The organism is Streptomyces sp. NPDC003393 (genome assembly GCF_053589015.1).
On sequence record NZ_JBSFRB010000050.1, the window covers coordinates 1 to 14571 of the forward strand.

Genomic DNA, 14571 nt, shown 5'->3' on the forward strand with positions numbered 1-14571 from the left:
GCGTTGACTTTTGGCACGCTGTTGAGTTCTCAAGGAACGGACGCTTCCTTCGTACTCACCCTCTCGGGCTTTCCTCCGGGCGCTTCCCTTCGGTGATCCAAACTCTATCAGGCTTTTCCGGTCTCTCTGACCACCGCCCCGCGGACATGCCGAAGGCGATCCAGAGATAGGATCTGACAAGTTGGGTGCTGCCCGAGCGAGGACGCTTGGTCCGCCTCACTCTCTCCCCCGGACAGAGCTACGACTCTACATCGGTCCGCCGATCGGGTGCAAACCAACGTGATTGGTGGTCTAGACCACCAACGTGAGCTGTCGTAAGCTCTCGCCCGGATCCGGTACTTACCGTGACATAACCTGCTGCACAGTGCGCCGTCCGGGACGGACAGTGGCGGCACATACGATCTCCACCCCTGGGAGGCTTCCCATGACCACCGTGACGTCCCCGCTCGCCGGACGCGCCATCGGACTGGCCGCAGTGCCGGACCCGGTCTTCTCCGGCGCCATGGTCGGCCCGGGCACCGCCATCGACCCCGTACGTGAACCGTCCGAGGCGGTCGCTCCGGTGGACGGTGTCATCGTCTCGCTGCATCCGCACGCGTTCGTCGTCGTCGACGAGCAGGGACACGGCGTGCTCGTCCACCTCGGCATCGACACCGTGCAGCTCAACGGCGAAGGCTTCGAACTGCTGGCGCACAAGGGCGACACCGTGAAGCGCGGCCAGGCCGTGGTGCGCTGGAACCCCGCCGCCGTCGAGGCCGCCGGCAAGTCGCCGGTGTGCCCGGTCGTGGCCCTGGAGGCCACCGCCGACTCCCTCTCCGATCTTCGTGACAGCGGCGATGTGAAGGCCGGCGACGGCCTGTTCGCCTGGAAGTGACATCCGGCTGTCCTCGAGGACGAGGACGGCGACCAGAACGACCACCGTGGCGGGAGCCCGCCGCACTAATCGGAGACCGGTGAGATGGAGACAACGCTGCGAGGCGTCGGTGTGAGCCACGGAGTGGCGATCGGCGAGGTACGGCACATGGGGACGGCGGTGCTGGAGCCGCCTGCCAGGCAGATACCGGCGGAGGAGGCGGAGCGCGAGCAGGGGCGCGCCCGCCAGGCGGTGGAAGCGGTGGCGGCCGACCTGATGGCGCGCGGCAACCTCGCCGGGGGCGAGGCCCAGGCCGTGCTCGAGGCACAGGCCATGATGGCGCAGGACCCCGAGCTGATCGCGGACGTGGACCGGCGCATCGCCGTCGGCAGCACGGCGGAGCGCGCGGTGTACGACGCCTTCGCCGCATACCGGGACCTGCTGGCCGGTGCCGGCGAGTACCTGGCGGGTCGCGTGGCGGACCTCGACGACGTGCGGAACCGTATCGTCGCGCGGCTGCTCGGCGTGCCCATGCCGGGGGTGCCGGACAGCGACGAGCCGTACGTCCTGGTCGCCCGGGATCTGGCGCCCGCCGACACCGCGCTGCTGGACCCCGGTCTGGTGCTGGGCTTCGTCACCGAGGAGGGCGGGCCGACCAGCCACAGCGCGATCCTGGCGCGTGCGCTCGGGGTGCCCGCGGTCGTGGCACTGCCCGGCGCCGGGGAATTGGCCGAGGGGACGATGATCGCGGTGGACGGCAGCACCGGCGAGATCTTCGTGAACCCGAGCACCGAGAAGAAGGCCGAGCTGGAGGCGGCGGCCGCGGAGCGCAAGGCGGCGCTGGCGGCCTCGGTGGGCCCGGGTGCCACGTCCGACGGTCACAAGGTGCCGCTGCTCGCCAACATCGGCGGTCCCGCGGACGTGCCGGCGGCCGTCGAGGCCGGTGCGGAGGGCGTCGGCCTTTTCCGGACCGAGTTCCTGTTCCTGGACGACAACAAGAACGCGCCGTCCGAGGAGAAGCAGATCGAGGCCTACCGGCAGGTCCTGGAGGCCTTCCCCGAGGGTCGTGTCGTCGTGCGGGTGCTGGACGCGGGCGCGGACAAGCCGCTGGACTTCCTGACCCCGGCCGACGAGCCGAACCCCGCTCTGGGCGTGCGGGGGCTGCGGACGCTGCTCGACCACCCCGAGGTGCTGCGGACGCAGCTGACGGCGCTGGCCAAGGCGGCGGAGGGGCTGCCGGTCTATCTCGAGGTCATGGCCCCCATGGTCGCGGACCGGGCCGATGCGAAGGCGTTCGCGGACGCGTGCCGTGCCGCGGGGCTGCGGGCGAAGTTCGGAGCGATGGTCGAGATCCCGTCGGCCGCGCTGCGGGCCCGCTCGGTGCTCCAGGAGGTCGAGTTCCTGTCGCTGGGGACCAACGACCTCGCTCAGTACACGTTCGCCGCGGACCGTCAGGTGGGCGCGGTGTCCCGGCTGCAGGACCCGTGGCAGCCCGCGCTGCTGGACCTGGTGGCGCTGGCGGCCGAGGCGGCGAAGGCCGAGGGCAAGAGCTGCGGTGTCTGTGGTGAGGCGGCGTCGGATCCACTGCTCGCGTGTGTGCTGACCGGTCTCGGTGTCACCTCCCTGTCGATGGGTGCGGCGTCGCTGCCGTATGTCCGGGCGACGCTGGCCAAGCACACGCTGGCGCAGTGCGAGCGTGCGGCGGCGGCCGCGCGTGCCGCGGAGAGCGCCGACGAGGCGCGTAGCGCTGCGCAGGCGGTGCTGTCCGGCGAGTGACGGACCCGAGCCGGTACGGCCGGGCTGTCGAGGGGCGCTCCACGTTCGTGGGGCGCCCCTTCACGTGTTCAGTGGCGGTGCCGGGGGTGCTGTCCCTCCTCTCCGGGGCCTTTCTCTCCGAGGTCGGGTGGTGCGCAGTAGTCGACGCCGGATTCCGGTCCGATCAGGTCGCCGGATTCGGCGTCGGTGCAGTAGGCGTCGAAGACCTCGCCCTCGGTGAGGGGGGTCAGGCCGTCTCCGCGCAGGCGCCAGCCGTAGACACGGTCGCGGGCGCCGGTGGGCCGGGTGGTGCGCATGACGAGTCCGCCGGGCCTGCGGGTGGCGATGCCGAGGGCGAGGACCGTGGTGAAGTCGAGTGCCTCACCCTCGTCGAGTCGGGTGGCGCCGCTGTCGTCGGTGTCGGCGTGGAGGGTGGCGACAAGAGTCTCGGGCGGGGCGGTGACGCTGCACACCAGATGCCGCTCTCCCGGTGGTGCCGTCTCGAGGATGCGGGTGAGGAGGTCGGCGGCTCGGTCGAAGGCGGCGCGGCCGATGTCCTCGCCACAGGTGGCGCAGGGTCCGAGCCGGGCGAGGAGGGTGGAGGCGTACTCCCAGGTGGCCTGGCGGACGGCCTCGTCGACGAGGGCGGGTACGAGTTCGGCGAGGGGCCGTCCGTCGTAGGGGACGGTCGGGCCGGTGGTGGCGATCTCGGCGGTGAAGCGGGCGCGGCTGGCCGGGGCGTCGGGGTCGAGGCCGGCGCCGGTGCAGTATTCGGCGTACTCCTCGGGGTCGAAGAGGGCCACCGCCGTGTGGCTGCCCTGGGCCGCGCGGGTCCGCAGGAGTGCCTCGACCTGCTGGAGGTAGGTGGTGTGGTCGTCGAAGGTGAAGCTGCGGTAGCGCCGCATGGCGCGGAAGTCGTGTTCGTCGGTGAGCAGGCCGATGGTGCCGGCGATTTCGCGGCGCAGGACGCGTCGCATGCTCTGGTGGTCGGTGTGCGCCATGTTCTCCCCCTGTGTGCACGGTCGATCACTGCTCACTCACAGTAACCGGCGGCACTGACAACGGGGGACGGACGAGTCGGTCACGGACCGTGCGGTGCTGGATGACGCAGGTCAGGGCGATGGTGGCGCCGAACAGTGTCCATCCCGCGGGGCCCGCTGCGATGGCTGCCGTGACGGCGAGCGGCCCGATGCTGCGCTGCGCGGACTGCGCGAGTCCGTGGACGCCCAGGTAGGTGCCCTGGGCATGGGCGGGGGCGAGGGCGACGGACAGCTCCCAGGAGATGGTGGCGTGGAGCATTTCGGCCGTGGTGAAGGCGGCGGCCGCCGCGGTCAGCAGCAGGGTGGCGCCGACGGTGCCGGCGGTCGCGGACAGCGCCATGGCGGTGCCGCCCACGGCGTAGGTGGCCGCGAGCGGGATCAGGAGGCCGCGGGCGGCCGCCGTGGTGGCACCGAAGCGGGCCAGGGGCACCTGGAGGACGACCACCATGACGTTGTTGAGGACCATGAGCAGGGGTGCGAGGCCGTGGGGTGTGTCGGCGGTGTGCGCGATCCACAGGGGCAGGCCGACCTTGAAGACGGCGTCGTCGAGGAAGAGCACGGTTTCGGTGGCGACGTAGCCGAGGTAGGTACGGTCGCGCCACGGGTTGGTGGGCTCGGGGGTGGGTTCGGCGGTGTGTGAGCCCGCGACGGTTCTGGAGGGGGACGGGGGTTCCGCGCAGCGCAGCGTGAGAAGGGCGGCGGCGACGAAGGAGAGCGCGTCGCCGATGAGCAGCCACCGGTAGGCGGCGGTGGTGCCGAGGGTGAGGGCGGCCGCGGCGCCGAGGCCGCCGAGTGCCCAGCCTGCGTTGGCCAGGGTGCGGTTGAGGGCCTGGTAGCGGACACGGTCGGGGCCGGCGACGCGGGTGGCGTAGAGCTTGGTGAGGACGCTCGCGGCGCGGTCGCCGAGGCTGCCCACGGCGGAGAAGGTGACCAGCAGCGCGAAGTGGTCGCTGGTGAGGAGCGCGAGGGAGGCGAGCGCGCGCAGGACTTGCAGGGCGATGAGGACGCGGGTGAGGGGCAGTCGGTCGGCGAGGTGGCCGCCGAGGGGGGCGCCGGCGATGCCGACGGCCCCGGCGAGGGCGGCGAGGGTGCCGACCTCGGCGACGGAGAGGCCGGACACGTAGGTGAAGTACAGGACGGAGACGGATGCCCACAGTCCGCTGCCGGTGCGGTCGACCAGGGCGACGACGAGCATTCTGCGCCCGTCCCGTCCGCCGGGGATGCGTGCTTGTCCTGTGCCTGGGCGTCCTGTGCGGCGGGTGGTCCCCACTGCTCCCCCTTGCCATGGAGTTATGTATTGATACATAATTGACGGTGTGACAGCACAATATGCGATCACTGGTACGACAGCCAAGGCAATTGCCGCGTCCGTGGAGCGGGGTGTGGCAGAGGGCACCCTGGCTCCCGGCACCGCGCTGCCGCCGGTGCGGCGGTTGGCCCACGATCTCCAGGTGAGCCCCGGGACGGTCGCCACCGCGTACAAGGAGCTGCGGGGGCGCGGCATCGTCGTGGCCCGGGGCCGCGGTGGAACCGTCGTGGCCGCGGCCCCGGCGGTGGCCTCGCGCCGCCCGCCGAAGGTGCCCCCCGGGCTGCGGGACCTGGCCGGCGGACACCCGGATCCCGCGTTTCTCCCGGGTCTGGTGCCGCCGTCGCGCCTTGCTCCCGGGGCCCGGTCGCACCGCTCCACACCCCGGCTGGCACGGCTGGAGGAGGTCGTGCGCGACTGGCTTCGGCCCGACGGGGTGCCGGTGGAGCACGTGACGTTCGCCCACGGTGCGCTGGATCTCGTCGGGCGCCTGCTGTCCGTGGAGCTGCGGTCCGGTGACGCCGTGGCGATGGAGGATCCCGGGTACCACCATCTGCTGGACCTGGTGACCGCGCTGGGGTTGCGCAGCGTTCCGGTTTCGGTGGACGACGAGGGCATGCGGCCCGACGCCCTGCGGCAGGCGCTGCGAGCGGGCGCGCGGGCCGTGGTGTGCAGTCCGCGTGGGCAGAACCCCTACGGCGGATGCTTCTCGACCGAGCGTCGCGATGCGCTGGTCGACGTACTGCGCGAGGCCCCGGACGTGCTGGTCGTCGAGAACGACCACGCCTCGGCGGTCACCGACGCCCCTCTGCGGACGCTCACCGCCGACGGTCCGGCGCGCTGGGTGCATCTGCGGACCGTGAGCAAGTTCCTGGGCGCCGATCTGCGCTGGGCCGCCGCGGCGTGCGACGCCACCACGCTGGCCCGTCACGACGGGCGGCTGCTGCTGACGTCCGGCTGGGTCAGCCATCTGCTCCAGGAGACGGTGCTCGGGCTGCTGACGGACGAGGGCGCCCGCACGCGGGTGTCCGAGGCGCGCGCGGCGTACACGCTGCGCCGCACCGCGCTCCTGGCGGAGTTGGCCTCCAGGGGGATCGCGGCTCATGGGGCGAGCGGCATGAACGTGTGGGTGCCGGTGACGGACGAGTCCGCCGTGGTGAACGGGCTGCGGTCGTACGGCTGGTGGGTCGCCGCGGGCGCACGGTTCCGGCTGTCGTCGGGGCCCGGCGTACGGATCTCGGTCGCCGGGCTGGCACCGGCCGACGCGGCGCGGCTGGCCTCGGACTTCGCCGCCGTGCTCGGCGAGTCCGAGGCCACCTACGGGGGCTGACCGGGGCGCTCAGGCGCGTTTGCGGGCCAGGTCCTCGTAGAAGCGCAGCAGTTCGACGTCGTCGATGGACCCGGGGTTGACGGCCTTCTCCAGGGGCGTGCCCTGGAGGAGTCGCTTGACGGGTACCTCGATGCGCTTTCCGGTGAGGGTGTGCGGGATGCCCGGCACCTCGATGACCTCGTCGGGGATGTGACGCGGGGAGAGCTGCTCGCGGATGGTCTGCTTGATCCGGTCCAGGAGCGCGTCGTCGAGGACGGCTCCGGGGACCAGGTGCACGAAGAGGGGCATCCAGTAACCGCCGTCGGGCTGTTCGACCCCGATGACGAGGGATTCCTTGATCTCGGGCAGCCGTTCGACGGCTTCGTAGATGTCGGCGGACCCCATCCGTACGCCCTGGCGGTTGAGCGTGGAGTCGGAGCGGCCGTGGATGATCACCGAGCCGCGGGAGGTGAGCGTGATCCAGTCGCCGTGGCGCCATACGCCGGGGTACATGGCGAAGTAGCTGTCGTGGTAGCGGCTGCCGTCGGGGTCGTTCCAGAAGTGGATCGGCATCGACGGCATGGGGTTGGTGACGACGAGTTCGCCGACCTCGCCGACCAGCGGTTCGCCGCTCGGGTCCCAGGACTGCAGGTCCGTGCCCAGGCAGGGGGCCTGGAGCTCCCCGATGTGGACCGGGAGGGTGGGGACGGCTCCCGCGAAGCAGGAGCAGACGTCGGTGCCGCCGCTGACGGAGGCGATCCACAGGTCGGCGCCGCTCTCGGCGAACTCGTCGTGCAGCCAGCGGAAGCCGTCGGGCGGCAGCGGGGAGCCGGTGGTGGCCACGCACCGGACCTTGGACAGGTCGTGGTCGCGGGCGGGGTGGACCTCGGCCTTGCGGCAGGCCATCACGTACGCGGCGGAGGTGCCGAAGAGGGTGGCTCCGGTGCGCTCGGCGACCGCCCACTGGGCGCCGGTGCCGGGATAGCCGGGGCTGCCGTCGTACAGGACGATCGTCGTGCCGGTCAGCAGCCCGGAGACGAGGAAGTTCCACATCATCCAGCCGGTCGAGGTGTACCAGAAGAAGCGGTCCTCGGGGCCGAGGTCGCAGTGCAGGCCGAGCTGTTTGAGGTGTTCGACGAGGATGCCGCCCTGGGACTGCACGATGGCCTTGGGCAGGCCGGTGGTACCGGAGGAGTACAGGACCCACAGCGGATGGTCGAAGGGCACCTGTTCGAAGACCGGCTCGACGTCGGCGGAGGTGAGGGCGGACCAGTCCAGGGCGCCCTCGGGGGCCGCGGTGCCGAGCAGGGGGATGTGGACGACGGCGCGCAGGGTGGGCAGTTCGCGGCGCAGTTCGGCGACGACGTCGCGGCGGTCGTGCTCCTTGCCGCCGTAGCGGTAGCCGTCGACCGTGAACAGCACGACCGGTTCGACCTGCTGGAAGCGGTCCAGGACGCTGCGGGCGCCGAAGTCGGGGGCGCAGGAGGTCCACACGGCGCCCACGGCGGCCGCGGCGAGGAGCGCGACGACCGCCTGGGGGATGTTCGGCAGGTAGCCGCTGACCCGGTCTCCGGGGCGTACGCCCAGGGCGCGCAGTTCGCCGGCCAGGGAGCCCACCTGGCGGCGCAGCTCGGACCAGGTCACCGGGGTGGGGTCGTGGGTCTCGTCGACGTACAGGAGCGCCGGTTCGTGCGCGCGGGCGTCAGCGGCGCGCAGGGCGTGCTCGGCGTAGTTCAGTGTGGCTCCGGGGAACCACTGCGCCCCTGGCATGGCGCGGTCGCCCAGCACGCGCGCGTAGGGGGTCGAGAAACGTACGTCGAACCACTCCGTGACGGCCTTCCAGAAGGTGTCCAGTTCGTCGACGGACCAGCGGTGCAGGGCCGCGTACCCGCCCTCGGCGGGCGCATTGAGATGCTCGGCCGCCCAGGCCTGGAACTTCGTGATCCGTGCCTGGGCGATGCGCTGCGGATCGGGCTGCCAGAGCGGCAGGGGGTTCGCGGTCGACATGGGGCGCCTCCCGGGCTGTGCGCGTCGTGTGCGTCGGTCCGCGCACGTGCTGGGGTGTGCGCGTGACACGGCTGACACGGACGATGCCACGTGATCGACTTCTGCACCAGGGTCCACCCCACATGGTCCGAGTCGAGACGATGTGGTCCGGGCCTGCGTGAACGGCAATGGAACGACACGCGCGCGGAGCGCTGTCGATGGCAGGGTGAGCAGCATGAACGGTCGTGACCTGGTGCGTTCGGTGAAGGCGGTCGGTTCCGTGCGCGCGGCCCAGGGGCTGCGCACCGTACGGGCTGCCTGGCGCAGGCGGCGCGCCGACGCCAGGGCCCTGCCGCCGCGGGGGCCCGAGCGTGCGCGGACGCCCGGTGTGGTGCGGGACGCTGAGCCGGGGCCCGGAGGCGGGATCGTGCGGTTCAGCCGGTCGGAGCTGCGCATCCTGGTCGCGGTCAACGGTGCCGTCTTCTGGGGCTGGGACGGGGCCGGTCCCGAGCCGTCGTACGCACTGGCCGGCCCCTGCCCCGAGCCGGACCCCCGCGCGGTGCTGGAACCGGACAAGGAGGGCGGCTGGCGGATCGTGGCCGAGCGGGTCACCGTCGCCGTCTCACGGCAGGGCGCGATAGAGGTACGCACACCCGGAGGTGTGCCTCTGCGGCGGGATCTGCCGCCCCGGTGGTGGGAGCCGGCCGGCGGAGGGCCGGGGCGCTGGCTGCAGCGCTCGGAGGTGGCCGCCGACGCGCGGTTCTTCGGCCTGGGCGGGCGGGCGTGCGGGCCTCGGCTGCGCGACGGCACCTACCGACTGTGGAACACCGACCCCGGTCACTCGTTCGAACCCGGTGACGACCCGCTGTACATCACCATGCCGGTCCAGTGGGTGGTCGCCGACGCGGGGACGCATCTGGCGTTCCACGACAACACCTGGGACGGCACGGTCGTCCTGCGGGAGGGCGAGGAGGGCGCCGGCTCGGGCCACGACCGGGCCGGTGCGAGCGAACTGCGGATGGACGGCGGTCCGCTGCGCTGCTGGGTGGTCGTCGGCGCTCCCGCGCGCGTGGCGCACGCCTGGGCCTCCCTCACGGGGGCGGCGGCGCTGCCGCCCTCGTGGGCCCTGGGCCACCATCACGCGCGGTGGGGCTTCGGCACCGAGGAGGAGGTGCGGCGCATCGTCGCGGCGTACCAGGAGCACGATCTGCCCCTGGACGCCGTGCACCTGGACATCGACCACTACGACCGGCACCAGGTGTTCACCGTCGACCAGGACCGCTTCCCGAAGCTGCCGGTGCTGGCGGAGGAGCTGCGCCGGGACGGGATACGGCTGGTGTCGATCGTCGACCCCGCCGTGCGGGCCGCGCCGGGCAACGCCGTGTACGACGCCGGCACCGCCGAGGACGCCTTCGTGCGGGACGCCTCGGGCGAGGTCGTACGGGGCGTGGCGTGGCCCGGGGAGACGGTCTTCCCGGACTTCACGCACGCGCGCGTGCGGCAGTGGTGGGGCCGGCGGTACGAGGAGCGGCTGGGCCAGGGGTTCTCGGGGTTCTGGCACGACCTGAACGAGCCGACCTCCTTCGCCGCCTTCGGAGAGACGACGCTGCCCCGGTCGGCCCGGCACGCCCTGGAGGGCCGGGGCGGCGACCACCGTGAGGCGCACAACGTGTACGGTCTGTGCATGGCCCGGGCCGGGTACGAGGGGCTGCGCGAGTTGGCACCCGGCGAGCGGCCGTTCGTCTTCTCCCGCTCGGGGTGGGCGGGCCTTCAGCGCTACGGCGGCACCTGGTCGGGGGGTGTGGCCACGGGCTGGCCGGGACTGAAGGCCTCGATGTCGCTGGTGCTGGGGCTGGGACTGTGCGGGGTGCCCTACTCGGGGCCGGACGTGGGCGGGTTCGACGGCAGTCCCTCGCCGGAGCTGTACCTGCGCTGGTTTCAGCTGGGCGCGTACCTGCCGCTGTTCCGGACGCATGCGAGCCTGCGGGCGGGCCGGAGGGAGCCCTGGGAGTTCGGGCCCGAGGTGCTGGAGCACGCGCGCGTGGCGCTCGTCGAGCGCCGGCGTCTGCTGCCGTACTTCGTGACGCTGGCGCATCTGGCACGGCGCACCGGCGCGCCCTATGTGCGCCCGGTGTGGTGGGGCGCACCGGAGGACCGCGCCCTGCGCGACTGCGAGGACGCCTTCCTGCTCGGCGACAGTCTGCTGGTGGCACCGGTGCTCCGGCCTGGCACGGAACGGCGGACGGTGCGGCTGCCGCCGGGCCGCTGGTACGACACGGCGACCGGGCGGGCGTACCAGGGGCCGGGGCAGGTGGTGGTCGACGCCCCCTTGCGGCGGATTCCCGTGCTCGCGCGCGCGGGAGCGGTGATACCCGTGCGGGGCGAGCAGGGTGGGCTGGAGCTGGAGGTGTGGGCACCCGCCCCGGGCCGGACGGGGGGTGGGCTGGTGGTGCCGGACCCGGGCGACGGCTGGGCCGAACCGGAGATCGAGCGCTACGTGGTCCGCCTGCGTGGCCGGCGGGTGGTCGTGGAGCACGAGCGGGACGAGGGGCCGGGTGCCGCGTCCCGCCCGCTCCGCGTCCGAGGCCTCGACGAGCACTGAGCGCGCCGCGCGCTGGGCCGGCAGAGGCCGAGCCGGAGAGGTCTCATGCACCCGCGGAGGCCATGAGCCCAAAGAGTGCTCGGCCCGGCGGTGACCTCGACTCGCGGGAGCCCTCCGCTCAGACGTACCGGCCCTCGAACCAGGCGCGTACGGCCAGCGTGTGCAGCGGGAAGGCCAGTTCCTCGGGCCTGCGCAGCAGGTGCCAGCCCTCGGTCTCGTCGGTGGCGGCGGACTGCGGCAGACCTTCGGCCGGGCGTTCCGGGAGCAGCCCGAAGAGGAGCAGATGACCGTCGGGCGAGCTCATGGCATCGGCGAGCCGCACGTCGCGGGCGGCCGCGTCGATACCCGTCTCCTCCTTGAGCTCGCGCACGACGGCGTGCCGCCAGTCCTCTCGGTCGTCGACATAGCCACCGGGCAGGGCCGTGCCCCCGCGCGCGGGGGCCACGGTGCGGGTGATCACGACCAGGGCGGTGCCCTTGGTGTCGTACACGGGCTGAAGGGCCACGGCGACCGGCAGCGGGTTGCGGTAGGCCACGGTCCCGCAGGCCCGGCAGGTGCGGGGCCAGCCGGAGACGCCCTCCTCATAGGGCGCTCCGCAGCTCGAACAGTGGCAGTCCGGGACGGAGTTGACAGTCAGGTGTTGATTTTCGGACACGGGCGGACTGTATCCGATCAGAGGAAGGGCGTCTCCTGTCAGATGTTCGAGCAGTCGCTCAGTGCCGCGAGGTGAGGGACTTCCGGGACACCGGGAAGTCGAAGTAGGTGTCCGGGTAGGGCTCGGGCTGGTAGGTGAAGTGCCACCACTCCTCGGCGAGGTTCACGAATCCGAGGTTCTCCAGGGTGCTTTTCAGCAGCAGTCGGTTGGCGTGCTGTTGCCCCTGGATCCTGGGGTCGAGCGTGTGCGCGAGAGTGTCGAAGCAGTCGAATCCGGTCCCCATGTCGAGGGAGTTGTCCGGAAAGCGCTCGCCCTCGGGCCCATAGCAGGGCACGAGGGACTGACCGGGGACGTAGGGGTGGGTCGGCCGGGCCGGGAGCCTGACGATGGTGAGGTCCGTCGTCGAGCCGCGGCTGTGGCCTGATTTCGCCGCGATGTAGCCGTCGTCGAACAGCCGGGTCTTGTCGACGCGCGGGTAGAACTCCGCCTTCATGGCCTGGTCGTCGAGGTCCTCGGCCCAGCGGACGAAGTGGTCCACGGCGCGTTGCGGGCGGTAGCAGTCGTAGACCTTCAGGCTGTAGCCCTGGCGCAGGAGTTCCTTCTGGGCCTTGTGCAGGGCCTCGGCGGCCGGCCGGGTGAGGACACACATCGGCTGCTCGTAGCCGTCGACGCGCTCGCCGACGAAGTTGTGGGGTGTGAAGTAGCGCATCTCCTGGATGATCGTGGGATCCACGGCGCTCAGGGCCACGAAGTCTTTCGGCGCCCCGGGATCGGCGGGGGTGGCCCGGGCGGTGGCGGAGACGGCCGTCACGGTCAGCAGGGCGGCCACCGCGGTGATCACACCGCGGAGGGTACGGGACAGGCGCAGGCGTGTCATGTCTCCTACATCTATCGGGAGCGGGCCCGCCATGGGAAGCGGTTGCGCACCTTCGCGCAACGTGATCCATCACCGGCAGTCGGCAGGCCGCCCCCGTTGGAACAGGACGCGAGGGGTTCCAGCCTTGACGCTCCTTGTGTACGGGTGAACACTTTCCGTGCCGGTCGCCGTGTCCGCGCGTCTCCAGCGCGTCCTGGCCGGTTCCCGGTGCGCGACCCGTGCGCCCGGCCTCCTCTCCACGGGCGACGCGGCTGCCTCGGCATGCTTGTCACGCGCCTGTCGGTCATCTCGCGCAGCATCCCGCGATTCTGGGACAAACTGATACGAGCGAGGACGGAAAGGTTGAAACCTCTCCTATCTCTCGCCTCCGCGCACCGTTTCCGCGATCGGAGGTACGCCCGCGCACGTCGACCACACCGCAGCCTTCTTCCGACCCTCGCCACGAAGGGGTAGCCATGACGGACAACGCCGAGAAGTACGTGGCCGCAATCGACCAGGGCACCACCTCCAGCCGCTGCATCATCTTCGACCACAGCGGGGCCATCGTCGCCGTCGACCAGCGCGAGCACCGCCAGATCTTCCCCAAGCCCGGCTGGGTGGAGCACGACGCCACCGAGATCTGGTCGAAGGTGCAGGCGGTGGTGGCCGGCGCAGTCGCCAAGGCCGGGCTGCGCGCCGACCAGCTCAGCGCACTGGGCATCACCAATCAGCGTGAGACGACCGTGCTGTGGGACCGCGCCACCGGCAAGCCCGTGCACAACGCGATCGTCTGGCAGGACACGCGGACCGCGGGCCTGTGCAACCAACTCGGCGGCTCCGTGGGGCAGGACCGGTTCCGCGAACAGACCGGCCTGCCGCTCGCCAGCTACTTCTCGGGCCCGAAGGCGGCCTGGCTGCTCGACAACGTGGCCGGTCTGCGCGACCGGGCCGAGCGCGGCGAACTCGCCTTCGGCACCATCGATTCCTGGCTGATCTGGAACCTCACCGGCGGCACGGACGGCGGCCGGCACGTCACCGACGTCACCAACGCCGGCCGCACCATGCTGATGAACCTGCAGACCCTCCAGTGGGACGAGTCCATCCTGTCCGCCATGAACGTGCCGGCGGCGATCCTGCCCGAGATCAGGTCCTCCTCCGAGGTCTACGGGACCGCCGTCGGCCAACTGGCGGGCGTACCGGTGGCATCGGCCCTCGGGGACCAGCAGGCGGCCGTGTTCGGCCAGGCCTGCTACGACGTGGGGGACGCCAAGAACACCTACGGCACGGGCAGCTTCCTGCTGCTCAACACCGGAAACCGGCCAGTTCCGTCGAAGAGCGGTCTGCTCACCACCATGGGCTACAAGATCGGTGACGAGCCGCCGGTCTACTGTCTGGAGGGGGCCATCGCGATCACCGGCGCGCTGGTGCAGTGGTTCCGCGACCAGCTCGGCATCATCCGCACCGCGGACGAGATCGAGCCTCTCGCGGCGAGCGTGGCGGACAACGGCGGGGCGTACATCGTGCCCGCGTTCTCCGGCCTGTTCGCACCGTACTGGCGTTCGGACGCGCGCGGGGTGATCACCGGCCTGACCCGGTACGTCACCAAGGCGCACCTGGCCCGGGCGGTGCTGGAGGCGACCAGCTGGCAGACACGCGAGGTCGTGGACGCCATGTACCAGGACTCCGGGGTGAAGCTCACCACCTTGAAGGTCGACGGCGGCATGACCAAGAACGATCTGCTGATGCAGCACCAGGCGGACGTGCTCGACGTCCCGGTGATCCGGCCCAGGATCTCGGAGACCACCTGTCTGGGCGCCGCCTACGCGGCCGGGCTCGCCACCGGCGTCTGGAACGACCTCGACGAACTCAAGTCCCACTGGCGGATGGACGCCGAGTGGACTCCGTCCATGGATGCCTCGGTCCGCGACCGCGAGTACCACAACTGGCGCAAGGCGGTGGAGAAGAGCTTCGGATGGCTGGAGGACGGCGAGGGCTGACCCGCGGGTGAACCGCCGTGACGCACGCGCGCGTGCCCGTGCATCGCCGCCCGTGCCCCGGCGGGCGGGAGCAGGGGCCGTGCGGTGCCCACGGGCCGGAGCGGAGGGAGTACGGCCCGCGCGCTGCCCACCGGCCGGAGGGAGTTACGGCCCGTGCGGTGCCCACCGGCCGGAGGGAGTACGGCTTGTGCGACGTCCGCCGGTCGGCGGCG

Annotated in this window: 10 protein-coding genes; 5 read left to right on the plus strand and 5 right to left on the minus strand. The window is 71.9% G+C overall.

The features are described 5' to 3' along the window. Positions 1-424 precede the first annotated feature (424 nt). Together ACWDUZ_RS33370 and ptsP are read left to right on the plus strand one after the other, a co-directional pair. Positions 425-874, plus strand: coding sequence for a PTS sugar transporter subunit IIA (locus ACWDUZ_RS33370; RefSeq protein WP_451635556.1), 450 nt, complete (start codon positions 425-427; stop codon positions 872-874). 84 nt (positions 875-958) lie between these two features. Beyond that, positions 959-2629 carry a phosphoenolpyruvate--protein phosphotransferase gene (ptsP, locus tag ACWDUZ_RS33375; protein WP_451635557.1) on the plus strand — a complete coding sequence of 557 codons (1671 nt, stop codon included), beginning with the start codon at positions 959-961 and terminating at the stop codon, positions 2627-2629. 68 nt (positions 2630-2697) lie between these two features. On the opposite strand, the gene ACWDUZ_RS33380 is transcribed toward ptsP, so the two are convergent. Then, complete coding sequence (locus tag ACWDUZ_RS33380; RefSeq protein WP_451635558.1) at positions 2698-3609, minus strand: hypothetical protein; 912 nt, start codon at positions 3607-3609, stop codon at positions 2698-2700. Positions 3610-3634: 25 nt separating this feature from the next. After that, positions 3635-4843 (minus strand): MFS transporter, encoded by a 1209-nt coding sequence (locus tag ACWDUZ_RS33385; RefSeq protein ID WP_451635559.1) that lies wholly within the window; start codon positions 4841-4843, stop codon positions 3635-3637. A 121-nt stretch (positions 4844-4964) separates the two neighbouring features. On the opposite strand from ACWDUZ_RS33385, the gene ACWDUZ_RS33390 reads away from it, so the two are divergent. Beyond that, entirely contained in the window at positions 4965-6284 is a 1320-nt protein-coding gene (locus ACWDUZ_RS33390; RefSeq protein WP_451635560.1) for an aminotransferase class I/II-fold pyridoxal phosphate-dependent enzyme, read from the plus strand. Between the two features lie 9 nt (positions 6285-6293). Here ACWDUZ_RS33390 and ACWDUZ_RS33395 read toward each other — a convergent pair whose 3' ends face one another. Further along, positions 6294-8270 carry an acetoacetate--CoA ligase gene (locus tag ACWDUZ_RS33395; protein WP_451635561.1) on the minus strand — a complete coding sequence of 659 codons (1977 nt, stop codon included), beginning with the start codon at positions 8268-8270 and terminating at the stop codon, positions 6294-6296. Positions 8271-8484: 214 nt separating this feature from the next. Between ACWDUZ_RS33395 and ACWDUZ_RS33400 the strand changes: the two genes are divergently transcribed. Then, the gene (locus tag ACWDUZ_RS33400) at positions 8485-10851 is read left to right on the plus strand and encodes a glycoside hydrolase family 31 protein (RefSeq protein ID WP_451635562.1); all 2367 of its coding nucleotides are present in this window, start codon (positions 8485-8487) and stop codon (positions 10849-10851) included. Between the two features lie 118 nt (positions 10852-10969). Here the strand turns inward: ACWDUZ_RS33400 and ACWDUZ_RS33405 are convergent, their stop codons facing one another. Continuing rightward, positions 10970-11506: an NUDIX domain-containing protein gene (locus ACWDUZ_RS33405; RefSeq protein ID WP_451635563.1), complete on the minus strand. Its 537-nt coding sequence runs from the start codon at positions 11504-11506 to the stop codon at positions 10970-10972. Between the two features lie 58 nt (positions 11507-11564). Next, on the minus strand, positions 11565-12383 hold the full coding sequence (locus ACWDUZ_RS33410; protein WP_451635564.1) for a M15 family metallopeptidase: 819 nt from the start codon (positions 12381-12383) through the stop codon (positions 11565-11567). Positions 12384-12838: 455 nt separating this feature from the next. On the opposite strand from ACWDUZ_RS33410, the gene glpK reads away from it, so the two are divergent. Next, positions 12839-14359 carry a glycerol kinase GlpK gene (gene glpK / locus ACWDUZ_RS33415; RefSeq protein WP_451635565.1) on the plus strand — a complete coding sequence of 507 codons (1521 nt, stop codon included), beginning with the start codon at positions 12839-12841 and terminating at the stop codon, positions 14357-14359. Positions 14360-14571 lie beyond the last annotated feature (212 nt).